The 23,728-nt window shown below is 70.5% G+C and carries 27 protein-coding genes; 22 read left to right on the top strand and 5 right to left on the bottom strand.

The window, feature by feature from the left end; translation table 11 throughout:
* Positions 1-58 precede the first annotated feature (58 nt).
* From lysA to BLP95_RS10710, 5 genes are read left to right on the top strand one after another with little or no spacing between them, the layout of a single operon-like run.
* The gene (gene lysA / locus BLP95_RS10730) at positions 59-1,345 is read left to right on the top strand and encodes a diaminopimelate decarboxylase (RefSeq protein WP_089679117.1); all 1,287 of its coding nucleotides are present in this window, start codon (positions 59-61) and stop codon (positions 1,343-1,345) included.
* Positions 1,345-2,193 carry a diaminopimelate epimerase gene (dapF, locus tag BLP95_RS10725; protein ID WP_089679114.1) on the top strand — a complete coding sequence of 283 codons (849 nt, stop codon included), beginning with the start codon at positions 1,345-1,347 and terminating at the stop codon, positions 2,191-2,193. Before lysA ends, dapF begins: the two co-directional genes overlap by 1 nt.
* A 50-nt stretch (positions 2,194-2,243) precedes the next feature.
* Entirely contained in the window at positions 2,244-2,960 is a 717-nt protein-coding gene (locus BLP95_RS10720) for a DUF484 family protein (protein ID WP_089679111.1), read from the top strand.
* Positions 2,953-3,873: a tyrosine recombinase XerC gene (locus BLP95_RS10715; RefSeq protein ID WP_089679108.1), complete on the top strand. Its 921-nt coding sequence runs from the start codon at positions 2,953-2,955 to the stop codon at positions 3,871-3,873. The genes BLP95_RS10720 and BLP95_RS10715 overlap by 8 nt, the downstream gene beginning before the upstream one ends.
* The gene (locus BLP95_RS10710) at positions 3,870-4,592 is read left to right on the top strand and encodes an HAD family hydrolase (RefSeq protein WP_089679105.1); all 723 of its coding nucleotides are present in this window, start codon (positions 3,870-3,872) and stop codon (positions 4,590-4,592) included. Before BLP95_RS10715 ends, BLP95_RS10710 begins: the two co-directional genes overlap by 4 nt.
* Before the next feature lie 64 nt (positions 4,593-4,656).
* On the opposite strand, the gene yihA is transcribed toward BLP95_RS10710, so the two are convergent.
* Positions 4,657-5,274, bottom strand: a complete 618-nt coding sequence (gene yihA, locus BLP95_RS10705) for a ribosome biogenesis GTP-binding protein YihA/YsxC (RefSeq protein WP_089679102.1) — start codon at positions 5,272-5,274, stop codon at positions 4,657-4,659.
* A gap of 233 nt (positions 5,275-5,507) precedes the next feature.
* Between yihA and BLP95_RS10700 the strand changes: the two genes are divergently transcribed.
* From BLP95_RS10700 to BLP95_RS10675, 6 genes are all read left to right on the top strand, one after another.
* Positions 5,508-6,128 carry a c-type cytochrome gene (locus BLP95_RS10700; RefSeq protein WP_089679099.1) on the top strand — a complete coding sequence of 207 codons (621 nt, stop codon included), beginning with the start codon at positions 5,508-5,510 and terminating at the stop codon, positions 6,126-6,128.
* Positions 6,129-6,287: 159 nt separating this feature from the next.
* Complete coding sequence (locus BLP95_RS10695; protein ID WP_089679095.1) at positions 6,288-6,920, top strand: thiol:disulfide interchange protein DsbA/DsbL; 633 nt, start codon at positions 6,288-6,290, stop codon at positions 6,918-6,920.
* Between the two features lies 1 nt (position 6,921).
* Positions 6,922-7,731 carry an endonuclease/exonuclease/phosphatase family protein gene (locus tag BLP95_RS10690; RefSeq protein WP_089679092.1) on the top strand — a complete coding sequence of 270 codons (810 nt, stop codon included), beginning with the start codon at positions 6,922-6,924 and terminating at the stop codon, positions 7,729-7,731.
* Positions 7,732-7,846: 115 nt separating this feature from the next.
* Positions 7,847-8,407, top strand: a complete 561-nt coding sequence (locus tag BLP95_RS10685) for a TRAP transporter small permease subunit (RefSeq protein WP_089679089.1) — start codon at positions 7,847-7,849, stop codon at positions 8,405-8,407.
* Positions 8,407-9,810 (top strand): TRAP transporter large permease, encoded by a 1,404-nt coding sequence (locus BLP95_RS10680; protein WP_089679086.1) that lies wholly within the window; start codon positions 8,407-8,409, stop codon positions 9,808-9,810. The genes BLP95_RS10685 and BLP95_RS10680 overlap by 1 nt, the downstream gene beginning before the upstream one ends.
* 97 nt (positions 9,811-9,907) lie before the next feature.
* Positions 9,908-11,011, top strand: coding sequence for a TRAP transporter substrate-binding protein (locus BLP95_RS10675; protein WP_089679083.1), 1,104 nt, complete (start codon positions 9,908-9,910; stop codon positions 11,009-11,011).
* Between the two features lie 64 nt (positions 11,012-11,075).
* On the opposite strand, the gene BLP95_RS10670 is transcribed toward BLP95_RS10675, so the two are convergent.
* The gene (locus tag BLP95_RS10670; protein WP_089679344.1) at positions 11,076-11,510 is read right to left on the bottom strand and encodes a YqaA family protein; all 435 of its coding nucleotides are present in this window, start codon (positions 11,508-11,510) and stop codon (positions 11,076-11,078) included.
* 66 nt (positions 11,511-11,576) lie between these two features.
* Between BLP95_RS10670 and thiD the strand changes: the two genes are divergently transcribed.
* From thiD to dtd, 4 genes are all read left to right on the top strand, one after another.
* Positions 11,577-12,401, top strand: a complete 825-nt coding sequence (thiD, locus tag BLP95_RS10665) for a bifunctional hydroxymethylpyrimidine kinase/phosphomethylpyrimidine kinase (protein WP_089679080.1) — start codon at positions 11,577-11,579, stop codon at positions 12,399-12,401.
* 91 nt (positions 12,402-12,492) lie between these two features.
* Positions 12,493-13,338, top strand: coding sequence for a universal stress protein (locus tag BLP95_RS10660; RefSeq protein WP_089679076.1), 846 nt, complete (start codon positions 12,493-12,495; stop codon positions 13,336-13,338).
* Between the two features lie 67 nt (positions 13,339-13,405).
* Positions 13,406-13,966 carry a chalcone isomerase family protein gene (locus BLP95_RS10655; protein ID WP_089679073.1) on the top strand — a complete coding sequence of 187 codons (561 nt, stop codon included), beginning with the start codon at positions 13,406-13,408 and terminating at the stop codon, positions 13,964-13,966.
* A 49-nt stretch (positions 13,967-14,015) separates the two neighbouring features.
* Complete coding sequence (dtd, locus tag BLP95_RS10650) at positions 14,016-14,453, top strand: D-aminoacyl-tRNA deacylase (RefSeq protein ID WP_089679070.1); 438 nt, start codon at positions 14,016-14,018, stop codon at positions 14,451-14,453.
* On the opposite strand, the gene BLP95_RS10645 is transcribed toward dtd, so the two are convergent.
* Entirely contained in the window at positions 14,450-16,393 is a 1,944-nt protein-coding gene (locus tag BLP95_RS10645; protein ID WP_089679068.1) for an ABC-F family ATP-binding cassette domain-containing protein, read from the bottom strand. The two genes, dtd and BLP95_RS10645, sit on opposite strands and share 4 nt — an antisense overlap.
* 50 nt (positions 16,394-16,443) lie before the next feature.
* Here BLP95_RS10645 and BLP95_RS10640 point away from each other — a divergent pair, with 50 nt between their 5' ends.
* The 7 genes from BLP95_RS10640 to BLP95_RS10610 all read left to right on the top strand — a co-directional run bounded on the left by BLP95_RS10640 (position 16,444) and on the right by BLP95_RS10610 (position 22,517).
* Positions 16,444-16,980 carry a TIGR02444 family protein gene (locus tag BLP95_RS10640; protein WP_245678738.1) on the top strand — a complete coding sequence of 179 codons (537 nt, stop codon included), beginning with the start codon at positions 16,444-16,446 and terminating at the stop codon, positions 16,978-16,980.
* 92 nt (positions 16,981-17,072) lie between these two features.
* On the top strand, positions 17,073-18,095 hold the full coding sequence (locus tag BLP95_RS10635; RefSeq protein ID WP_089679061.1) for a TRAP transporter substrate-binding protein: 1,023 nt from the start codon (positions 17,073-17,075) through the stop codon (positions 18,093-18,095).
* A 190-nt stretch (positions 18,096-18,285) separates the two neighbouring features.
* A complete protein-coding gene (locus tag BLP95_RS10630; protein WP_089679058.1) occupies positions 18,286-18,864 on the top strand; it encodes a TRAP transporter small permease in 579 nt (192 codons plus the stop codon).
* A gap of 29 nt (positions 18,865-18,893) precedes the next feature.
* A complete protein-coding gene (locus BLP95_RS10625; RefSeq protein WP_089679055.1) occupies positions 18,894-20,177 on the top strand; it encodes a TRAP transporter large permease in 1,284 nt (427 codons plus the stop codon).
* Positions 20,178-20,194: 17 nt separating this feature from the next.
* Positions 20,195-20,638 carry a universal stress protein gene (locus tag BLP95_RS10620; RefSeq protein ID WP_023004183.1) on the top strand — a complete coding sequence of 148 codons (444 nt, stop codon included), beginning with the start codon at positions 20,195-20,197 and terminating at the stop codon, positions 20,636-20,638.
* 111 nt (positions 20,639-20,749) lie between these two features.
* Positions 20,750-21,469: a BamJ family beta-barrel-assembly machinery protein gene (bamJ, locus tag BLP95_RS10615; RefSeq protein WP_089679051.1), complete on the top strand. Its 720-nt coding sequence runs from the start codon at positions 20,750-20,752 to the stop codon at positions 21,467-21,469.
* The gene (locus BLP95_RS10610; RefSeq protein ID WP_089679049.1) at positions 21,462-22,517 is read left to right on the top strand and encodes a prolyl oligopeptidase family serine peptidase; all 1,056 of its coding nucleotides are present in this window, start codon (positions 21,462-21,464) and stop codon (positions 22,515-22,517) included. The genes bamJ and BLP95_RS10610 overlap by 8 nt, the downstream gene beginning before the upstream one ends.
* A 13-nt stretch (positions 22,518-22,530) precedes the next feature.
* Here BLP95_RS10610 and BLP95_RS10605 read toward each other — a convergent pair whose 3' ends face one another.
* Both BLP95_RS10605 and BLP95_RS10600 read right to left on the bottom strand, forming a co-directional pair.
* On the bottom strand, positions 22,531-23,124 hold the full coding sequence (locus tag BLP95_RS10605) for an SCO family protein (protein WP_089679046.1): 594 nt from the start codon (positions 23,122-23,124) through the stop codon (positions 22,531-22,533).
* Entirely contained in the window at positions 23,121-23,630 is a 510-nt protein-coding gene (locus BLP95_RS10600) for a hypothetical protein (protein ID WP_089679043.1), read from the bottom strand. The genes BLP95_RS10605 and BLP95_RS10600 overlap by 4 nt, the downstream gene beginning before the upstream one ends.
* Positions 23,631-23,728 lie beyond the last annotated feature (98 nt).

Below are 23,728 nucleotides of genomic sequence, written 5' to 3'. Positions count from 1 at the left end.
CGCAGGGTGACGAGCAAACCGACGCGGACGACGACGCCGAGGAGGGCGAGGAGTAGCCATGGACCACTTCAACTACCGCGACGGTGTGCTCTACGGCGAGAAGGTCCCGCTGACCCGCATCGCCGAGGCATTCGGCACGCCCTGCTACGTCTACTCCAAGGCGACCCTGGCCCGCCACTTCCGCGCCTACACCGAGGCGCTGGGCAGCCACCCCCACCTGATCTGTTATGCGGTGAAGGCCAACTCCAACCTCGCCGTGCTGGGGCTCCTCGCCCGGCTGGGCGCCGGCTTCGACATCGTCTCGGTGGGCGAGCTGGAGCGGGTGCTGGCCGCCGGCGGCGACCCCGCCCGGGTGGTGTTCTCCGGCGTCGCCAAGCAGGAAGCCGAGATGGCTCGGGCGCTGGAGGTGGGCATCAAGTGCTTCAACGTCGAGTCGCGCCCCGAGCTCGAGCGCCTCAACGCGGTGGCCGGGCGGCTGGGTAAGGTGGCCCCGGTGTCGCTGCGGGTCAACCCGGACGTCGACGCCGGCACCCACCCCTACATCTCCACCGGGCTCAAGGACAACAAGTTCGGCATCCCGGTGGACGAGGCGCTGGCGGTCTACGAGCTGGCCGCCTCGCTGCCCCATGTGAAGGTGACCGGCCTGGACTGCCATATCGGCTCCCAGCTCACCGAGCTGGCTCCCTTCCTCGACGCCCTCGACCGCCTGCTGGTGCTGCTCGAGCGGCTTCGCGAGCGCGGCATCGAGGTGGAGCACCTGGACCTCGGCGGCGGCCTCGGCGTGCCCTACCGCGACGAGCACCCGCCGGCCCCCTTCGACTACGCCACCGCCCTGCTCGAGCGCCTGGCCGACTGGGAAGGCAGCGAGCGCCTGACCCTGCTCTTCGAGCCGGGACGCTCCATCGCCGCCAACGCCGGGGTGCTGCTGACCCGGGTGGAGTTCCTCAAACCCGGCGAGACCAAGAACTTCGCCATCGTCGACGCCGCCATGAACGACCTGATCCGACCCGCCCTCTACCAGGCGTGGCAGGCGATCCTGCCGGTGGACACCCGCCGCCCGCGGGAGAGCGCCACCTACGACGTGGTGGGCCCGGTGTGCGAGACCGGCGACTTCCTGGGCAAGGAGCGCGAGCTGGCCATCGCTCCCGGCGACCTGCTGGCGGTGCGCTCCGCCGGGGCCTATGGCTTCGTGATGGCCTCCAACTACAACAGCCGCCCGCGCCCCGCCGAGGTGATGGTGGACGGCGACGAGGCCCACCTGGTACGCCGCCGCGAGCGCCTCGAGGAGCTCTGGGCGGGCGAGGCCCTGCTGCCGGATGACCAGGCGACGGAGGGTGCGCGCTGATGCTGCTGCACTTCACCAAGATGCACGGTCTCGGCAACGACTTCATGGTGGTCGACCTGGTGACCCAGCGCGCCCGCTTCACCGACGACCAGGTGCGCCGCCTGGCCGACCGCCGCTTCGGCGTCGGCTTCGACCAGCTGCTGGTGGTGGAGCCGCCCCGGGACCCGGAGATGGACTTCCGCTACCGCATCTACAACGCCGACGGCAGCGAGGTGGAGAACTGCGGCAACGGCGCGCGCTGCTTCGCCCGCTTCGTGCGCGACCAGCGCCTCACCCACAAGCGCGAGATCCACGTGGAGACCGCCGGCGGTCCCCTGGTGCTGAGGGTGGAGGACGACGGCCGCATCCGTGTCGACATGGGCGAGCCGCGCTTCGCGCCCGAGGTCTTACCCTTCACCCCCGAGCCCTTCGAGGCGGACGGGGACCGCGTGCTGCACCCCCTGGAGGTCGACGGCGAGCGCCTGGAGGTGGGCGTGGTCTCGATGGGCAACCCCCACGCGGTGCTGCGGGTCGACGACGTCGACACGGCCCCCGTCGGGCGCCTGGGGCCCGCCATCGAGGCCCACCCGCGCTTCCCGAAGCGGGTCAACGCAGGCTTCATGCAGGTCGTCTCGGCTCATGAAATACGCCTGAGAGTGTACGAGCGCGGCAGCGGCGAGACCCTGGCCTGCGGCACCGGCGCCTGCGCCGCGGTGGCCAGCGGCATCCGCCAGGGGCTGCTCGAGAGCCCGGTCACCGTGCACCTGCCCGGGGGGGAGCTGACCATCGAGTGGGCCGGCCCCGGCCGGCCCCTGTTCATGACCGGCCCCGCCGAGCGCGTCTTCGACGGCCGCCTGGTACTCTATTGATTACCCGCTGAAGCGCAGATCCGATTCCGCGACCCCCGCGAGGAGATGGCATGTCACGAGCCGCCCCAGAACCGCGCAAGACCCTCGACCCGGACCGGGTCGCCGAATGGCTCGCCACCCACCCCGACTTCTTCGTCGGCCGCGAGGGGCTGCTGCAGCAGCTCCGCGTGCCCCACCCCGAGGCGCGTGGTGCCACCTCGCTGCTCGAGCGGCTGGTCCATGACCTGCGCACCCGCGCCGAGCAGGCCGAGTGGCGCCTGGAGCAGCTGCTGGAGTCGGCGCGCCACAACGAGGCGCAGTACCGGCGCACCCGCGAGCTGGTGCTGGCGCTGGTGGAGGCGCCGGACCGCGACGCCCTCGGGCAGGCGCTGGCCACCCAGCTCGCCGAGCACTTCGCCACCCCGGCGGTGGCGCTGTGGTGCCCGGCCAGCCTCACCGACGACGAGCCGCGCCCGCCCCAGGCGCCGCGCCAGGTGCTCGACGAGCACGCTGGCTCGCGCCTCGCCGCCCTGCTCGACGGCCGCGCCAGCCGCTGCACGCGGCTGACCCCCACGGACTGGAAGCGGCTGCTGCCCCATGTCGGTGCCCCGCGCCGCTCGGGCAGCTGCGCCATCACCCGCCTGACCCTGGGCGAGCCGCTGGGCTACCTGGTGCTGGCCAGTCCCGACCCGGACCACTTCCGCGCCAGCATGGACACCCTGTTCACCGAGTACGTGGGCGAGGTGGTGGCGCGGCTGCTGATGCGCCTCGGCCCGCACCATGACTGACGCCGCAAGCCCCCTGGCCGCCGCGGTGGAGGCCTTCCTGGCGGCGCTTTCGCGCACCGCCAGCCCCGCCACCCTGGACGCCTACCGCCGCGACCTCGGCGCCCTGCTCGACTTCCTCGACGCCCAGCGGGTGCACGACTGGCACGCCCTGGACGCCGCCCTGGTGCGCCGCTTCCTGGGCGGCGAGCGCGCCCGCGGGCTCGCGCCGCGCAGCCTGGCCCGACGCCGCTCGGCCTGCTCGCGGCTGGCCGACCACCTGGTGGCCGAGGGCCTTCTCGACCACAACCCGGTGGCGCTGGTGCGCACCCCCCGCCAGCCCCGCCACCTGCCGAGCCCGGTGGACGTCGACCGCCTGGCGCGCTTCCTCGACACCCCCCACGACGGCTCGCCCCTGGCGGTGCGCGACCAGGCGATGCTGGAGCTGCTCTACTCCAGCGGCCTGCGCCTCGCCGAGCTGGCCGGACTCGACCTGGCCGACCTGCGTGGCGAGCGGGTCCGGGTGCTGGGCAAGGGCGCCAAGCCGCGCCAGGTGCCGGTGGGGAGCCGTGCCCGGGCCGCACTGACCGCCTGGCTGGGGGTCCGCGCCACCCTGGCCGCCAGCGGCGAGCGCGCGCTCTTCGTGGGCCGCGGCGGCCACCGCCTGGGCCACCGCGCCATCCAGCAGCGCCTGGCCCGCGAGGCGAGGCGCCGCGGCCTCGACGAACACCTGCACCCCCACCGCCTGCGCCACTCCTTCGCCAGCCACCTGCTGGAATCGAGCCAGGACCTGCGCGCCGTCCAGGAGCTGCTGGGCCACGCCAACCTCGCCACCACCCAGGTCTACACCCGGCTCGACTGGCAGCACCTGGCGGCCAGCTACGATGCCGCCCACCCCCGGGCGCGGCGACGCCACGACGACGGCACCCCGACATGACCCTCGAGGCGATCACCTTCGACCTGGACGATACCCTGTGGGACAACCGCGGCGTCATGGCGCGCACCGAGCAGGGCCACTACGCCTGGCTCGACGCGGCCCTGGCCGACGCGGCCGAGGGCCCCGCCGGCCGCTTCGCCGAGCGCTTCCCGCTGGAGGCCTTCGTCGCCCGCCGCCAGGCGCTGGCCGCCGCCCACCCGCCGCGTCGCGGCGACTTCACCTGGCTGCGCTATCGCGCGCTGGCCGAGCTGCTCGCCGAGCACGGGCTGGCGGCCGAGCCCGCCAACCACTGGGCGGACCGGGCCATGGAGCGCTTCATGGCGCTCAGGCACGAGGTGGAGCCGCACCCGGAGGTGGAGACGCTACTCGAGGCGCTGGGACGGCGCTATCGGCTGGCCAGCATCACCAACGGCAACGTCGAGGTCACCCGCCTGCCGCTGGGGCGCCACTTCCCGGTGGCCATCGCCGCCGGCGAGCTGCTCGCCCCCAAGCCCGACCCGCGCCCCTTCCTGCTGGCGCTGTCGCGGCTCGGCAGCCACCCGGCGCGGGCACTGCACGTCGGCGACGCCTGGGAGGAGGATGCCCTGCCCGCCCGCCGGCTCGGCATGCAGGCGGCGTGGATCGGCCCCGACGACCGCCCGATGCCGCCCGGCATCCACCGCCTAGCGCATGTCCGCGAGCTGCCGGAGCTGGTCCGCTGGCTGGAGGCACAAGCCTGAAAGCCGTCGAGGAGGACCGTGGACGAGACGATGAAGGCTGTCCCCGGCAAAGCTCGAACGGACGTTACGCCTCTGTGGGCCCTAGCAGCCAGGCATCCAGGCGGGCCTCGAGCTCCTCGATGCCCTGGCCCTTGAGGGCCGAGAAGAGCTGGACGGTCACCAGGTCCTCCCACTCCCGCAGGCGCGAGCGCACCTGCTGGAGGGCACTGGCCGCCGCGCCGCGCTTCAGCTTGTCGGCCTTGGTCAGCAGGATATGCACCGGCATCGACTGGTCGTCGGCCCAGCCCAGCATGGTCTGGTCGAACTCGGAGAGCGGGTGGCGCACGTCCATCACCAGCACCAGCCCCTTGAGCGAGGCGCGGCGCTGCAGGTAGTCGGAGAGATGGCGCTGCCACTCCAGCTTGACCTTCTCCGGCACCTTGGCGAAGCCGTAGCCGGGCAGGTCCACCAACCGCCGCTCGAGGTCCTCGCCCAGGGCGAAGAAGTTGATCAGCTGGGTACGCCCCGGGGTCTTGGAGGTCCGCGCCAGCGCCTTCTGGCGGGTCAGGGCATTGATGGCGCTGGACTTGCCCGCATTGGAGCGGCCGGCGAAGGCCACCTCGGCACCACGGTCGTCGGGGCAGCGGGCCAGGGTCGGGGCGCTGGTGAGGAAGCGGGCAGCGGGGTAGTGGAGGCGCGCCATGGGCATGGTTTCCTGACAGTGATCAAGGACCCCGCGGCTTGCATTCCCGCCGCCAGGGTGATTCGGTATAATGCAGTGTCTTTTGTCTGCGACCCGGGGCACGCTAGTGTACCACCGCGCCCTCGACGTCCGCGATTCGCCAGCTCGGCAAGGGAGAGGCTGGCCCGTATCGCGATCCGGGCGGCACCCAGGGTACGTACCGGTCAACAACGTAACGGCATAGTGGATTAGCGATGAGAAAGTTACTGGCAAGCCTGGCAATCACCATGGGCGCCGTCGGCGCCGCCCACGCGGACCTCGAGGCCGATGCCGATGCGGCCGCGGGTCGCGACAAGGCCACCGCCTGCGCGGCGTGTCACGGCCAGGAGGGTATCAGCCCCACCGGCGCCTTCCCCAACCTGGCGGGCCAGCAGGCCTCCTATCTGGCCAAGCAGATCATGGACATCCGCGACGGCAATCGTGTGGTGCCGCAGATGGCCGGCCAGGTCGACAACTTCTCCGACCAGGACGCCTGGGACGTGGCCAAGTACTATGCCGACAAGGACGCGGCCCTGGGCCAGGCCGACCCGGACGAGGCGCTGGTCGCCCGCGGCCGCGAACTCTATCGCGCCGGCGACATGGCCAAGGGCATCCCGGCCTGCGCCGCCTGCCACACCCCCACCGGCCAGGGCATCGGCACCGCCGTCTACCCGGCGCTCTCCGGCCAGCACCCCGAGTATACCCTGTCGACCCTGCAGGCCTTCGCCGCCGGCGAGCGGGCCAACGACCCCGCCGCCATCATGCGCGACATCGCCGGCAAGATGAGCGACGCGGACATGGAGGCCGTGGCCAACTACGTGCTGGGCCTGCACTGAGGTCGCCTCGGGATCCTCGATGTAGCCTGATGGGGCGGCCTGCGGGCCGCCCCTGTCGTCTCCGCCCACGGCGCCGAGGGAACCCGCCGGCGCCCGGCGGCTCAAAGACAGCGGTGCCCGGATCGTGCCGGCTCATTCACATTCCAAGGAGAGAAGTACATGTTGAAGTCCCTGATGCTCGTGCTCGCCGGCCTCGCCCTGCCGGGCCTGGCCAGTGCCCAGAGCCTGGTGGAGGGCGAGCACTATGAGGTGCTGCCCGAGCCGCTGGAGACACAGGTCGATGAGGGCCAGATCGCCGTCACCGAGGCCTTCTGGTATGGCTGCCCGCACTGCTACAACCTCGAGGAGCCGCTCAACGCCTGGGTCGCCGAGCAACCCGAGGACGTCAGCTTCCGGCGCATGCCGGCCACCATGGGCGGCGACTGGAACACCCACGCCTTCGCCTTCTATGCCGCCCAGCAGCTGGGGATCCTCGACGACCTGCATGACGACTTCTTCCATGCCATCCACGAGGAGGGGCGCAGCCTGAACGACGCCGACGCGATCGCCGCCTTCTTCAGCGACTACGGCGTCAGCGAGGAGGACGCCAAGGAGGCGCTGGGCTCCTTCGGGGTCAAGGGCGAGGTCAACCAGGCCCATGCCCGCATGCGCCAGATGCGGCTGATGGGCGTGCCGGCACTGATCGTCGACGGCCGCTACCTGGTCACCCCGAGCAGCGCCGGCAGCCTGGCCAACATGCCGCAGATCGCCGGGGCGCTGGTGGAGAAGGTCCGCACGGAGCGTGACGGCTGAGATGACCCACCTGGCCGACGCCAGACGGCCGCCCCTAGAGGGCGGCCACCTGCGGCTGCTCACCTTCAACCTGCAGGTGGGCATCCAGACCTCGGCCTACCACCACTACCTGACCCGTAGCTGGCAGCACCTGCTGCCGCACCCCCGGCGGCTGCGTCGCCTGGACATGGTCAGCGAGGTGCTGGGCCGCTTCGACGTCGTCGGCCTACAGGAGGTGGACGGCGGCAGCTTTCGCTCCAGCCACGTCAACCAGGTCGAGTACCTGGCTTCCCGCGGCGGCTTCCCCCACCACTTCCAGCAGCTCAACCGCAACCTGGGGCGCATCGCCCAGCACAGCAACGGCCTGCTCTCGCGCCTCACTCCCGCGCGCATCGAGGAGCACCGCCTGCCCGGCACCCTGCCCGGACGCGGCGCCATCCACGCCCGCTTCGGCGAGGGGCCGGACGCCCTGCACCTCTTCGTCGCCCACCTGGCGCTGGGCCACCGCACCCGGGTGCGCCAGCTCGACTACCTCTCCGAGGTCATCCAGCCGCTGCGCCACGTGGTAGTGATGGGCGACCTCAACTGCACCCCTGAGCAGCTCCACGGCCACCAGCGCTTCTGCGCCTCGTTGCCGCTGCACCCGGTGCGCCCACCGCTCAGCTACCCCTCCTGGCAGCCGCGTCGCGCCCTGGACCATATCCTGCTCTCCAATTCCCTGGAGGCCGACGAGGTGCGGGTGCTCGACCACCTGTTCTCCGACCATCTGCCGATCGCCGTGGACGTGCGCCTGCCGGCGGCCTGCCTGGCGAGCCTCGAGCCGCGACACTGACGCCAGACCGCGACTACCGTATAGTCAGCGTTTGCCCGAACGCATGGCGAGGCGCCCCCGCCGTGCGACCATGGCACGCCTGACGTCGTCCGGAAACCACGCGAGACCCTTCCCCATGCCCCAATCCCGCGAGCTGCCAGGCCTCATCGCCTGGCTCGACCGCGCCTCGGAGCGGCTCGGCCGCAGCCTCTCCTGGCTGGTGCTGGCCATGATGCTGATCCAGTTCCTGATCGTGGTGCTGCGCTACCTGTTCAGCATCAACAGCATCCCGATGCAGGAGTCGGTGATGTACATGCACGCCACCGTCTTCATGCTGGCCGCGGCCTGGACCCTCAAGCACGACGGCCATGTGCGCGTCGACATCTTCTACCGCGCCATGTCGCCCCGACGCCAGGCGCTGGTGGACCTCACCGGCACCCTCTTCCTACTGCTGCCGGTGATGGTCTTCGTGATCCTCGTCAGCCTGGGGTACGTGGGCAAGTCGTGGCGCATCCTCGAGGGCTCGCCGGACTCCGGCGGCATCCCCGCGGTCTTCCTGCTCAAGACGCTGATCCCGCTCTTCGCCGGCCTGATGATCCTCCAGGGGCTGGTGGAGGCGACCCGCCACTTCCTGGTGCTGACCGGCCGCCTCGCGCCCCCCGCCCATGACGATGACCAGCCCGAGGAGAAGCTGTGATGCTGGAGTACATGCCGCTGATCCTGTTCCTGGTCATCTGCCTGGTGTTGATGGCCGGCTACCCGGTGGCCCTGTCGCTGGCGGGCACCGCCCTGGCCTTCGCCGGCCTGGGCCTGGGGCTGGAGTCGCTGGGCATCGACGCCCACTTCGACGCCGGCTACCTCGCGGCCTTCCCCAACCGCCTGTTCGGCATCATCACCAACCAGACACTGCTGGCGGTGCCGCTGTTCGTGCTGATGGGGGTGCTGCTGGAGAAGTCGAAGGTGGCCGAGACGCTGCTCGACGCCATGGCGCTGCTGTTCGGCTCTCTGCGCGGTGGCCTGGGCATTTCGGTGACGCTGGTGGGCATGCTGCTGGCCGCCTCCACCGGCATCGTCGGCGCCACCGTGGTGACCATGGGGCTGATGTCGCTGCCCACCATGCTCAAGCGCGGCTACAGCGTGCCCCTGGCCACCGGCACCATCTGCGCCACCGGCACCCTGGGCCAGATCATCCCGCCCTCCATCGCCCTGGTGCTGCTCGGCGACGTGCTCTCCTCGGCCTATCAGCAGGCCCAGCTCTCCATGGGCATCTTCAGCCCCAAGACCGTCTCGGTGGGCGATCTCTTCATGGGCGCCCTGGTGCCGGGCCTGATCCTGGTGGTGCTCTACATCGCCTACGTCTCGCTGGTGGCCTGGCTGCGTCCCGCCTCGGCACCGGCCGTCGACCGCCGCGAGCTGATGGCCGAGAAGCACCACGAGGGTGGCCTGGGGCTGCTGCTGCTCAAGGGCCTGGTGCCCCCGATCGTGCTGATCATCGCCGTGCTGGGCTCGATCATCGGCGGCTTCGCCACCCCCACCGAGGCCTCGGCGGTGGGCGCCTTCGGTGCCCTGGTGCTGGCCCTGGCCTACCGCCGGCTGAGCCTCACCACCCTGCGCGAGGTGCTGCGCTCCACGGTCCACGTGACCACCATGGTGTTCCTGATCCTGATCGGCGCGGCGCTGTTCTCGCTGGTGTTCCGTGCCTACGGCGGCGAGGAGCTGGTGACCCACCTGTTCGACAACATGCCCGGCGGGGTGGTCGGGGCGACGCTGATCGTGATGCTGGTGATCTTCCTGCTCGGCTTCATCCTCGACTTCATCGAGATCACCTTCGTGGTGGTGCCCATCGTCGGGCCGATCCTGCTGGCCATGGGGCTCGACCCCATCTGGCTGGGGATCATGATCGCCATCAACCTGCAGACCTCCTTCCTGACGCCGCCCTTCGGCTTCGCGCTCTTCTACCTGCGCGGGGTCGCACCGGCCTCGGTGCCCACCTCGGCGATCTACAAGGGGGTGATCCCCTTCATCGTGCTGCAGCTGGGCATGCTGCTGGCCCTCGCCTGGTTCCCCGGGCTCGCCACCTGGCTACCCGAGGCGTTCTGAACCGTAGCGTGAGTGCAGCGTTATGCCCCCCGCTGGTCGGGGGGCTATAGTCTGCGGGCCAACACAACATCAATATGACACCGACAAGAGGCCACGCATGAAGCTCAGAACGCTTACCACCGCCATCGCCATGACCGTCGCCAGCGGCGGCCTGGTCGCCGTCTCCGCGCTGGACAATACCGCCCAGGCCCAGGAGACCTTCGAGTGGAAGCTGGTCACCTCCTGGCCCAAGAACTTCCCGGGGGTCGGCCAGGGGCCGGAGCGCCTGGCCCGGCTGGTGGACGAGATGTCCGACGGCCGCCTGACCATCGAGGTGTTCGGCGCCGGCCAGCTGGTGCCCGGCTTCGAGGTCTTCGATGCCGTCTCCGAGGGCACCGCCGAGATGGGCCACTCCGCCTCCTACTACTGGAAGGGCAAGGCGCCCGCCGCCCAGTTCTTCGCCGCCGTGCCCTTCGGCATGAACGCCCAGGAGATGAACGCCTGGCTGCACTATGGTGGCGGCCTGGAGCTGTGGAACGAGCTCTATGACCCGTTCGGCGTCGACGTGCTCACCGCCGGCGCCTCCGGCGTGCAGATGGGCGGCTGGTACAACAAGGAGATCACCTCCGTCGACGACCTGGACGGGCTGAAGATGCGCATGCCGGGGCTCGGCGGCGAGGTGATGCAGCGCATGGGCGTGGCCATCGTCAACATGCCCGGCGGCGAGATCTTCACCTCGCTGCAGTCCGGCGCCATCGACGCCACCGAGTGGATCGGCCCCTACAACGACCTGGCCTTCGGCCTGCACCAGGCCGCCGACTACTACTACTACCCCGGCTGGCACGAGCCCACCGTGATGTTCGAGGCGATCATCAACGAGGAGGCCTACGCCGCGCTGCCCGCCGACCTCCAGGCGATCCTGCGCACCGCGGTGCGCGACGTGAACCAGGACGTGCTCGACGAGTACACGGCGCGCAACAACGACGCCCTGGAGACGCTGATCAACGAGCATGGCGTCGAGCTGCGCCGCCTGCCCGACGACGTCCTGGCCCAGGCCAAGGAGCACTCCGCGGATGTCGTCGCCGAGCTCGCCGAGGAGAGCGAGCTGGCCACGCGCATCCACGACTCCTACCGCGCCTTCCAGGACAAGGTGGTCAACTACCACACCATCTCCGAGCAGGCCTACTACAACGCGCGCAACCCGGACGCCAGCACCGACTGAGCCCGACCCGCGCCGTCGACAGCAAGGCCGCCCTCGGGCGGCCTTCGTCGTCTCGGGTCATCCATCATGGCTGGCACAGCGGCGCCAGCCACGCCTCGGCGAGCCACAGCACCAGGGCGTAGCGCGCCCCCTTGGCCACCAGGATCAGCAGGGCGGCGCGCCACCAGGGCAGCCGGAAGATACCGGCCAGCACGGTGAGCGGGTCGCCTACCACCGGCGCCCAGGCGGCCAGCAGGCTCCACTCCCCGAAGCGAAGGTACCAGCGCTCGGCCCGGGCCAGGCCCTCGGCCGAGACGGGGAACCAGCGGCGATCCTGGAAGTGCCGCGCGTAGCGCCCCAGGGCCACGTTGACCAGGCTGCCCAGGCTGTTGCCGAGGGTGGCCACCGCCCACAGCGCGACCGCCGCCTCCCCCTGGCACCACAGCCGGGCCAGCCACACCTCGGAGCCGCCCGGCAGCAGGGTGGCGCTGGCCAGGGCCACCAGGAAGAGGCTCAGGATGGCGTCGCCCTCCGCACCTGGAGTAGGCTGGCGCCTGGCGTTCGATCCACCGACGACATGGCTGCGATGACCCTCCCCGACACCATTTCCGACCCCATCCCCAATGCCCTGACCATCGCCGGCTCCGACCCCAGCGGCGGCGCCGGCATCCAGGCCGACCTCAAGACCTTCTCGGCCCTCGGCGCCTATGGTACCAGCGTGATCACCGCGCTGACCGCGCAGAACACCCGCGGCGTGGCCGGGGTGCACCCGGTGCCCGCCGACTTCATCGCCGCCCAGCTCGAGGCCCTGCTGGCGGACGTGCGCCTCGACGCCGTCAAGATCGGCATGGTGGCCAGCCGCGAGGTCGCCGAGGTGATCCGCGAGGCCCTGATCCGCCGCCGCCCACGCTGGGTGGTGCTGGACCCGGTGATGGTGGCCAAGAGCGGCGACGTGCTGGTGGACGACGCCGGCATCCGCGCGGTGCGCGAGGTGCTGGTGCCGCTGGCCGACCTGGTGACCCCCAACCTGCCCGAGGCGGCGGTGCTGCTGGACGCCCCGGCGCCGGTGGACCGCGCCGGCATGCTGGCCATGGCCCCGGCGCTGCGCGGGCTGGGCGCCGGGGCCACCCTGCTCAAGGGAGGCCACCTGCGTGGCGAGGCATGCCCCGACCTGCTGGTCACCGCCGAGGCGGCCAGCTGGGTCGAGGGGGCCCGGGTCGACACGTCCAACCTGCACGGCACCGGCTGCACCCTCTCCTCGGCGATCACCGCCCGCCTGGCACGCGGCGACAGCCTCACCGCCGCGGTGGCGTCGGCCAAGGCCTGGCTGGGGACGGCGCTCGCCGAGAGCCGGCGGCTTGACGTGGGTCAGGGTCATGGCCCGGTGCACCACTTCCACGCCTGGTGGTAGCGCGGGTCGCGCATCTCGCCCTTGCAGCCCGGCGCGGGGCCTCCCATGCTGAAGGACACCCCCACCGCGGCGTCCACGCCAAGGAGCCGTCATGACCCAGACCCTGCTGTTCGCCTGCGACCTCTCGGCCGAGAACCGCGCCGCCTTCGCCAGGGCGGTGCGCCTGGCCGGTGAGCAGGGCGCCCGCCTCGACGTCATCCACGTGCTCGATCCCTACCTGCCACGCCGCGTGCTCCATGACCTGGAGGAGGCGGTGGTGGCGGACATGCAGGCGACCCTCACCGATATCCGCGAGGACTACGCCCTGCCCGAGCCGCCGGTGCTGATGCAGACGACCACCGGCGCTCCCTATGCCGAGATCATCCGCGAGGCCCATGAGCGCGAGGTGGACATGATCGTGCTGGGGGCCCACCGCAAGCGCGGCCAGCCCGACCTGGTGGCCGGCACCACCCTGGCCCGGGTGCTGCGCAGCGCCCCCTGCCCGGTGCTCTCGGTGAGCCACACCGCCAGCCAGGGCTGGGAGGAGATCCTGCTGCCCATGGACTTCTCGCTGACCTCGCGCCACACCCTGCGCGAGACCCTGCGCCGCTTCCCCGACACCCGCCTGACCCTGCTCCACGCCTGGGACATCCCCGGTGAGCGCGAGCTGGGCTCCCGCGGCGACTTCGCCCGCTGGCGCGATCGCGAGGTGGCACGACTGCAGACCCAGCTGGAGGCCGAAGTCGAACGGCTGATGGCCGAGCTGGACGACGTGCCGGAGGTGGAGCTGGTGCTGGAGCAGGGTGCCCCCCTGGAGGTGCTGATGCGCCGCCTGCGGCGCCAGCCGCCCGACCTGCTGGCGCTGGGCAGCCGGGGCCAGCTGGGCCGCCACAGCCAGATCACCGAGTCGCTGCTGGCCGAGCCCCACTGCGACATCATGCTGTGCCGCGCCTGGTAGGACATCAGACAGAACCTGTACGAAACAACGGTGTCCGTATAGGCGAATCCCGTCAGGAGGCTTCGCCATGCGACCCCGAATTCTCGCCCTGCTGCTCCTGCTGGCGCTCCCGGCCACCGCCCCGGCCGCGGAGCGCGTGGAGGTCAACGGCGCCCGCTTCGCCACCAGCCTGGAGGCGGACGGCCAGCCCTTCGAGCTGGTCGGCCACGGCCTGTTCCGCTACATGATCTGGGACGCCTACGCCGGCGCCTACTACCAGGCGCCCGGGGCCTCGACGCCCGCGCCCCTGGAGGCGATCCCGCGGCGCCTGGAGCTCGAGTACTTCCACGCCATCGAGGCCGACGACTTCACCGGGGTGACCCGTGACCAGGTCCGCGAGGACCTCGGCGAGGCCGGCTACCGCCAGCTGCTGCCGAGGCTCAACGCCTTCACCCGCGCCTACCGCAGCGTCGAGCCCGGCGACCGTTACGCCCTGACCTGGAGCGAGGCCGGACTGAGCCTGGCGCTCAACGGCGAGACCCTCTTCGAAGGCGGCGACCCGGCCCTGGCCGAGGCGCTCTTCGCCATCTGGCTCGGCGACTCGCCGCTCAAGGCGGGCTTCCGTGACGACCTGCTGGGGCGCCGCTGAGCCGCGACATGCTACCCTGCGCGCGTTGCAGATCGCCGGGAGAGAGAGGATGAAGGCACTGATCCAGCGCGTGACCCGCGCCAGCGTGACCGTGGAGGGGCGAACCGTGGGCGCCATCGACCATGGCCTGCTGGCCCTGGTGGGGGTGGAGAAGGGAGACGACGAAGTCGCGGTAGAGCGGCTGCTGCACAAGCTGCTGCACTACCGGGTGTTCGGCGACACCGAAGGCAAGATGAACCTCAACCTGCAGCAGGTGGAGGGCGGCCTGCTGCTGGTCTCCCAGTTCACCCTGGCCGCCGACACCCGCAAGGGGCTGCGTCCCAGCTTCTCCAGCGCGGCCCCACCCGCCGAGGGTGACCGCCTCTTCCACCTCCTGCTGGAACGTGCCGAGGCGACCTGGCCGAAGGTGGCCAGCGGCGAGTTCGCCGCCGACATGCAGGTCGCGCTGGTCAACGACGGACCGGTGACCTTCCTGCTGGAAAGTTAGGAACCGAGTTCGGCCTCCCTGGCCTCCAGCTCCTCCTCGGCGGCGAGCCACTCCGCCTCCAGGTCGTCGAGGCGCGACTTGAGCTCGCCCTGGCGCGCCAGGGTCGAGGTCAGGGTCTCCTTACGTGCCGGGTCGGTGTAGAGCTCGGCCTCGCCCAGCGCCTCCTCCACCTCGGCGAGTTCGGCCTGGATCTTCTCCATGGCCTGCTCGGCGCGGTCGCGGCGCTTCTTCAGCGGGCGTAGCTTCTCGCGCAGCTCGGCGGCGGCGCGGCGGGACGCCTTGCGGTCCTCCTTCGGCGCGCCCTGCTCCGCCTGGCGCTCCGCCTTGTCGTCGCGGGCCTCGCGGCGTGCGCCCTCCAGGCGCGCCTTGAGCCAGGCGCGATAGTCCTCCAGGTCGCCGTCGAAGGGCGCCACGCGGTGGTCGGCGACGCGCCAGAACTCGTCCACGGTGGCGCGCAGCAGGTGGCGGTCGTGGGAGACCAGGATCACGGTGCCCTCGAAGGCCGCCAGCGCCTCGGTGAGCGCCTCGCGCATCTCCAGGTCCAGGTGGTTGGTGGGCTCGTCCAGCAGCAGCAGGTTGGGCTTCTGCCAGGCCACCAGGGCCAGCGCCAGGCGCGCCTTCTCGCCGCCGGAGAAGCGTCCCACCTCGCCGAAGACGTCGTCGCCGGGGAAGCCGAAGCCCCCCAGGAAGTTGCGGATCGCCTGGTCGCTGGCGGTGGGCGAGAGGCGCTGCACATGCATGAAGGGGGTGGACGCGAGGTCGAGCCCCTCCAGCTGGTGCTGGGCGAAGTAGCCGATCGCCAGGTGCTCGCCGGGCACCCGCTTGCCGGCCAGCAGCGGCAGCTCGCCGGTGAGCGACTTGATCAGGGTCGACTTGCCGGCGCCGTTGGGGCCCAGCAGGCCGATGCGGCTTCCCGGCTGCAGGGTCACCCTGACGTCGTCGAGCTGCACCGTCTCGCCGCCGTCCGCGTGGCGATAGCCCAGCCGCGCCTCGTCCAGCACCAGCAGCGGGTGCGAGGTCTTGTCCGCGGCGGGCAGGGTGAAGTGGAAGGGCGAGTCGGCGTGGGCCACGGCGATGTCGCCCATGCGCTCGAGCATCTTCAGGCGGCTCTGGGCGGCGCGGGCCTTGGTGGCCTTGGCACGGAAGCGTGCCACGAAGCGCTCGATCTCCTCGCGGCGCGCCTGCTGCTTGGCGGCCTCGGCCTGCTGCAGCGCCAGCTTCTCGGCCCGGGTGCGCTCGAAGGTGGAGTAGTTGCCGCGGTAGAGCACCAGGCGGCGGCGGTCGAAGTGGACGATGTGGTCGCACACCGCGTCGAGGAAGTCGCGGTCGTGGGAGATCAGCAGCAGGGTGCCCGGGTAGCGGGTCAGCCACTGCTCGAGCCACAGCAGGGCGTCGAGGTCCAGGTGGTTGGTGGGCTCGTCCAGCAGCAGCAGGTCGGAGGGCATGAACAGGGTGCGTGCCAGGTTGACGCGCATCCGCCAGCCGCCGGAGAAGGCCGACAGCGGCCGCTCCAGGTCCCCCTGGTCGAAGCCCAGCCCCACCAGCAGCTGGGCGGCCCGCGCCGGCGCGCTGTAGCCGTCCAGCGCCTCGATCACCCCGTGCAGCTCCGCCTCGCGGTGGTCGTCGCCCGCCTCCCGGGCGGCCGCCAGGGCCGCCTCGGCGCGGCGCAGCTCGGCATGGCCGTCGAGCACATGATCGAGCAGCGAGCGCTCCAGCGCCTCCACCTCCTGGGCCATATGGGCGATGCGCTGCCCGCCACTCATCTCCACCTCGCCGCGATCCAGGGCTAGCTCGCCCAGCAGCAGCTTGAAAAGGCTCGACTTGCCGGCCCCGTTGGGGCCGACGATACCCGCCTTGTGGCCGGCGTGCAGGGTCAGGTCGGCCCCCTCCAGCAGGGCCTGGGTGCCGCGTTGCAGGGAAACTTGGCGCAGTGCGATCATGCGGGCTCCACGAGGGTGCGGCCGCCGCGGGCGGCGACGGCGGGAAGACGATGAGCGACGATTCTACCGAAATGCACGCCGATCTGCGGGCCCGGCTCGCCAGCGATCCCCTGTGGGAGTTCGCCCTCGCGTTCTACGCCCGCCCGGGAGTGGAAGGCGCCTGTCTCGGGCTCCAGGACCAGGCCGGTATCGACGTCTGCGAGCTGCTGTGGCGCTGCTGGCTGCTGACCCACGGCGCCCTGCCGGGCCAGGCCGCCGAGGCCGGCCTCGCCGCGGTGCACCGTTGGCAGCGCGAGGTCACCGCGCCGCTGCGCAGGCTGCGCCGCGGGCTCAAGGCCGATGCCGCACTCCGCGAGGGGGTCGCCCGGCTGCGCGAGGCCCTCAAGCGCGCCGAGCTTGAGGCCGAGCGCGAGACCCTGGCGCGCCTCGAGTCCCTGGCCCTCGCCCATCCCCTGGCGCCGCTTCCGCCCACCGAGGGGGCGGCGGAAAAAGCGCTGCAAAACGCCCTGCAACTGCAGAAAAAACCCCATCTTTCAACGCTCAATAGCCTGGTGGCGCGCCTTGACCCTCCCCGGGGGCCACGCTAGCCTGAAATCAGCCGCGTGAATGTGATGTTCACTCGATGCCTTGTGGCAAGCACCCGCAAGCCCGGGCAACAACCTGCAGAAGGACCACAAGAATGAAGTCACACAAGCTGTTGACCACCGCCGGTATCGGCGCGCTGATGTTCGGCATGACCTCCGCCGCCATGGCGGACAACTGGCGTTATGCCCACGAGGAGTACGAGGGCGACGTCCAGGACGTCTTCGCCGTGGCCTTCAAGGAGTATGTCGAGGAGAACTCCGACCACAGCGTCCAGATCTACCGCTTCGGCGAGCTGGGCGAGTCCGACGACATCATGGAGCAGACCCGCAGCGGCATCCTGCAGTTCGTCAACCAGTCCCCCGGCTTCACCGGCTCGCTGATCCCGTCGGCGCAGATCTTCTTCATCCCCTACCTGCTGCCCACCGACATGGAGACGGTGCTCGAGTTCTTCGACGAGAGCAAGGCCATCAACGAGATGTTCCCCGAGCTCTACGCCGAGCACGGCCTCGAGCTGCTGCAGATGTATCCCGAGGGCGAGATGGTGGTCACCACCGACGAGCCCATCGAATCCGTGGATGACTTCCAGAACAAGAAGATCCGCGTGATGACCAACCCGCTGCTCTCCGAGACCTACAACGCCTTCGGCGCGACCCCCACGCCGCTGCCCTGGGGCGAGGTCTATGGCGGCCTGCAGACCGGCATCCTCGACGGCCAGGAGAACCCCATCTTCTGGATCGAGTCCGGCGGCCTCTACGAGGTCTCCCCGCACCTGACCTTCACCGGCCACGGCTGGTTCACCACCGCCATGATGGCCAACCAGGACTTCTTCAACGGCCTCTCCGAGGAGGACCAGCAGCTGGTGCGTGACGCCTCCGAGGCGGCCTACGACCACACCATCGAGCACATCCAGGGCCTGGCCGAGGAGTCGCTGAACAAGATCACCGAAGCCTGCGACAACTGCACCGTCACCCGCCTGAACGACGAGCAGATCGCCAAGCTCAAGGAGAAGGCGCCGCAGGTCGAGGAGGCCTTCGTCGAGATGGCCGGCGAGCAGGGCGCCGAACTGCTTGAGCAGTTCCATGCCGACCTCGAGGCCGTGACCTCCGACGAGGAGTAAGCTCGCCTCGCCGCGTCAGTGCCGGGGGGTGGCCCATAGCGGGTCACCCCCCGTGTCGTTGGGGGCCGCATGCTCGACGACGCGTGCACGCAGCGTTGACCCGGCGGGCACACCGTGGCGCCCACGGGTCGTATGCTGACAGCCGAGGGCACCATTCCTGGCCTACCTGCATGCTGAAGGGAGTGCAGCCATGACAGACGAAGAAACCGAAAAGAACTACCGCTCCGGCCTGCCCGGTCCGCTGGGGGTCGTCGACACCCTGCTCAGCAAGCTCGAGGCGGTGCTGCTGGCCATGGGCGTACTGCTGATGGCGGTCAACACCATCGCCAATGTCATCGCCCGCTTCGTGTTCGGCGACAGCATCTTCTTCTCGGGCGAGATCAACCGCATCCTGATCATCATGATCACCTTCGCCGGCATCGGCTATGCCGCGCGCCATGGGCGCCATATCCGCATGTCGGCCATCTACGATGCGCTGCCGGTGGGCGGGCGTCGCGTGCTGATGATCATCATCGCCCTGTTCACCTCGCTGGTGATGTTCTTCCTGTTCTACTACTCGGTGGTCTACATCCTTGACCAGCGCGCCAGCGGACGCGTGCTGCCGGCGCTGGGCTTCGAGATCTGGTGGATCTACGTGTGGGCACCGCTCGGCTTCCTGATCACCGGCATCCAGTACCTGCTCACCGCAATCAAGAACATGACCTCACGGGACGTCTACCTCTCGACCGGGGTACTGGACGGCTACAAGGACACGGAAACGGAAGTCTGACGCAGGGCAATGCCCGAGGGGAACGCACTATGACCACGATAATGGTATGCACCATGATCGGATTGCTGCTGCTGGGCTTTCCGATGATGATCCCGCTGCTCACCGCCGCGGTGATCGGCTTCTTCATGATGTTCAACGGCCTCGGCCAGATGGACACCCTGATCCAGCAGATGTTCGCCGGCATCCGCCCCGCCTCGCTGATCGCGGTGCCGATGTTCATCCTCGCCGCCGACATCATGACCCGCGGCCAGTCCGCCGACCGGCTGATCGCCATGGTGATGTCCTTCATCGGCCACGTGAAGGGAGGCCTGGCGGTCTCCACCGCCGCCTCCTGCACCCTGTTCGGGGCCGTCTCCGGCTCCACCCAAGCCACGGTGGTGGCGGTGGGCTCGCCGCTGCGTCCCAAGATGCTCAAGGCCGGCTACTCCGACTCCTTCACCCTGGCGCTGATCATCAACTCCAGCGATATCGCCTTCCTGATCCCGCCGAGCATCGGCATGATCATCTACGGCGTCATCTCCGAGACCTCCATCGGCGAGCTGTTCATCGCCGGCATCGGCCCCGGGCTGATGATCCTGGCGATGTTCTCGGTCTACTGCGTGATCTACGCCGTGGTGCGTGACGTGCCCACGGAGGCCCGGGCCAACTGGCGCGAGCGCATGACCGCGGTGCGCCAGGCGCTGTGGCCGCTGGGCTTCCCCGTGATCATCGTCGGCGGCATCTACGGCGGCGTGTTCAGCCCCACCGAGGCGGCCGCGGCCTGCGTGCTCTATGCGATCTTCCTGGAGTTCATCGTCTTCCGCTCGCTGAAGCTGCAGCACATCTACGCCATCGCCAAGTCCACCGGCCTGATCACCGCGGTGGTCTTCATCCTGGTGGCCGCGGGCAACGGCTTCTCCTGGATCATCTCCTTCGCCCAGATCCCCCAGGCGATCCTCGAGGCCGTGGGCATCAACGAGGCCGGTCCCACCGGGGTGCTGATCGCCATCTGCATCGCCTTCTTCGTCGCCTGCATGTTCGTCGACCCGATCGTGGTGATCCTGGTGCTGACGCCGATCTTCGCCCCGGCGATCGCCGCCACCGGCCTCGACCCGGTGCTGGTGGGTATCCTGATCACCCTGCAGGTGGCCATCGGTTCGGCGACACCCCCCTTCGGCTGCGACATCTTCACCGCCATCGCCATCTTCAAGCGCCCCTACTGGGATGTGATCAAGGGCACCCCGCCCTTCATCTTCATGCTGGTGCTGGCCGCGGCGCTGCTGATCATGTTCCCCCAGATCGCCCTGTTCCTGCGTGACGTGGCGTTCAACTGATCCTAGGAGAAGCGACCATGTTCAATCGGATCCTGGTCCCGGTGGATGGCTCCAAGGGCGCCCTCAAGGCGCTGGAGAAGGGTGTCGGGCTGCAGCTGCTGACCGGCGCGGAGCTCTACCTGCTGTGCGTCTTCAAGCACCACAGCCTGCTGGAGGCGTCGCTCTCCATGGTGCGGCCCGACAAGTTGGAGATCCCCGACGACGCCCTCAAGGAGTACGCCACTGAGATCGCCGTGCATGCCAAGAACCAGGCCATGGAGATGGGCGTGCCGGCCGAGAAGCTGCGTGCCTTCGTCAAGGGCGGGCGCCCCTCGCGCACCATCGTGCGCTTCGCCCGCAAGCGCGAGTGCGACCTGATCGTGATCGGCGCCCAGGGCACCAACGGCGACAAGAGCCTGCTGCTGGGCAGCGTCTCCCAGCGGGTGGCGGGCTCCGCCCACTGCCCCACCCTGGTGGTCTGACCCGCCCCCGGCCCGGTTGCCGCGTGCTGCGGAACCGGGCCGCCCCTGTTAGAGTCCCATGGTTCGCATTCACCCAGGCACCTCCCCGTGCCGGAACCACAAGGGACCCCCATGAAACGACTGCTGACCACCGTCTCGCTCACCGCCCTGCTGGGTGCCGCGCCCCTGGCGTTCGGCGCCATCGAGAGCGACGAGCAGAAGCTGGGCTACAGCCTCGGCGTGACCCTGGGCCAGAGCCTGCAGCAGGACGTCGACACCCTCGACGTCGACGCCTTCACCCAGGCCATCCGTGATGTCTTCGCCGGCGAGGAGCTCGCCATGAGCGACGAGGAGATGGCCGAGACGCTGATGAGCTTCCAGCAGCAGGCCATGGCCGAGCGCCAGGCCGAGGCCGAGGCGGCCGCCGAGGCCAATCGCGCCGAGGGCGAGGCCTACCTGGCCGAGAACGCCGAGCGCGACGGCGTCGAGACCACCGATTCCGGGCTGCAGTATCGTGAGCTGGAGAGCGGCGACGGCCCCACACCGGGCGCCGGCGACAGCGTCGAGGTGCATTACGAGGGCACCCTGATCGACGGCACCGTCTTCGACAGCTCCTACGAGCGCGGCGAGCCGGTCAGCTTCCGCGTCAACCAGGTGATCGAGGGCTGGCAGGAGGCCCTGCAGATGATGAGCGTGGGCGACACCTGGGAGATCGTGATCCCCCACGAGCTCGCCTACGGCGCCCAGGGCCAGGGCCCCATCGGTCCCTACGAGACCCTGACCTTCAAGGTCGAGCTGCTGGACGTGATGGCCGACGAGGACGCCGCCGGCAGCGCTGCAGAGGATGAGTAAGCCCCGCACGGGCCGCCGGGTGGCGGCGGCGCTCCTCGCCGCCCTGCCCGCCACGCCACTGCTGGCCGAGACACCTCCCGCCCCGCTCCCCGCGCTCTCCGCCGATGCCGCGGGGACCAGCGTCGTGGGCGTCTCCTCGGGGGGCTACATGGCCACCCAGCTGGCGGTGGCCTGGCCCGAGCGCTTCGCCGGCCTCGGCGTGCTGGCCGCCGGCCCCTGGTCCTGCGCGCGGGGCTCGCTGGGGCTAGCCCTCGGCCAGTGCATGGGCACGAGTCGCGGCCTCCCCGACCCCGAGGCGCTGGCGCAGCGCCTGGCCGACTATCGCGAGCGCGACCTGGTGGGCGACGCCGAGGCGCTGGCCGAGCTGCGCGTCTATGTATGGCACGGCGCGGCGGACGAGGTGGTGGCGCCGGCGCTGGGCGAGGCCCTGGCCGAGCAGTTCCGCGGCTGGCTGGCCGACCCCGAACGCCAGCTGCGTCTGCGGCAGGATCCCGACATCGGCCATGGCTGGCCCGTGGACACGGCGCGGGGCGATGCCACGCCGGCCGAGCTGGGCGACTGCCGCGACGGCGGTGCCCCCCACCTGCTGGCCTGCGATCGCGACATCGCCGGCGAGGCCCTGGCCTGGCTGCACGGGGAGCTCGACCCACCGAGCGGGACCGAGCCCGCGGGCGAGCTGAGACGCTTCGACCAGGGCGACTTCGACGCCAAGGGACTCGCCGACACCGGTTACCTGTTCGTGCCGACGGGATGCGAGTCGGGCGGCTGCGCCGTGACCCTGGCGCTACACGGCTGCAACATGGGCGCCGAGCTGATCGGCGAGGCCTTCGTGCGGCATAGCGGCCTCAACGCCTGGGCGGCGGAGAACCGGCGGATCGTGCTCTATCCCCAGGCCGAGACCCGGCTCGGCAACCCCCAGGGCTGCTGGGACTGGTGGGGCTATGCCGAGAGCACCTGGCAGCTCGACCCCATGCACGACACCCGCGAGGGCCGCCAGGGACAGGCGCTGATGGCGATGCTTACCCGGCTGCAGGAGGAGTCGCCATAAGCGACGACGGGGGTCATAGCGTCTCGCGCAGCGCCGCCAGCAGCCCCCGATGGGAGGGGGAGTAGAGCACCCGACGCAGGATCTCGCCCTGGCGGTCGACCAGGTAGAGCGACGAGCTGTGGTCGATGGTGTAGGCCATGGCGGAGTCCGGCGCCTCGACCTTGCGCCATACCACGCCGTAACGCCCCGCCAGTTCCTCCAGCCGGGCCTGGCTGCCGGTGGCGCCGATGAAGCGCTCGCCGAAGAAGGCAAGGTACTCCTCCAGCCGCGCCAGGGTGTCGCGCTCCGGGTCCACCGAGACCATCAGCGGCACCACCCGCTCGCGCTGGTCGGGCGAAAGCTCGGCCAGCGACTGGCGCACCACCGCCAGGCTCATGGGGCAGACGTCGGGGCAGTAAGTGTAGCCGAAGAACACCACCGCCACCTGCTCCTCGCCGAGTGCCTCGAGGCGGAACTCGCCCTCCGTGGAGGGCAGCGTGATCGGCCCGCCGACGGGCTCCCCGGCACGCTCGTTCCCGCCGAACTGCTGCTGGTACCAGCCGGCCCCGCCCACCGCCAGCAGCAGCACGACCAGGGCGATCCCCGCCCAGACTCCCTTGCCTCTCATGGCGCGCCTCTCTCCACCGTGAAGTCGAATCCCGAGCCCAGCTTACCATCGGCGGTCTCGACGATGACACGGGCGCGCCAGGGCATCACCGCCTCGGTGCAGATAGGGATCTGCCCCTCCCCACGATAGCGGCCGTCGGCATCGCGGCGCAGCGGATAGCGATGCAGGCCCATGTCCATGTTGCGTCCCACGAAGTCCACCGTCACGCCCTCGGCCGCCACGCCCTCGAGGCGCACCACCAGGGGCAGGCGCTCAAGGGCCCGGATCTCGCCGCGCACGCCCAGGTCGAGGGCGAGCCGCCCGTCACCCAGCGCCGCCTCGCAGGGCCCCGCGGCAAGCTCGCAGCCCGCCGCCTCGGGGTACCAGCGCACCTGGCCCGCATCGCGCAGCAGGTGGCTGGCCAGGAACCACAGCGCCACCGCCACCGTGCCCAGGGTAAGCAGCACCAGCAGGCGCACCAGCGGCGGGCGGGAGACGGCGGTATCGGAGGCGGAGGAACCAGGCATGGCGTGGGCAACCGGCTGGGCAGGGAGGAATGCGGCAAGCTTATCAGCATTCGTCTATGGCAGACTGCGGGGCGATGTCGCAGGTGACGAGACCAAGG

It is taken from the genome of Halomonas shengliensis, from assembly GCF_900104135.1.
GTDB lineage: Bacteria > Pseudomonadota > Gammaproteobacteria > Pseudomonadales > Halomonadaceae > Halomonas > Halomonas shengliensis.
Note: the sequence above shows the minus strand (reverse complement) of the source record. Positions and strands in the feature narration are given on the sequence as shown.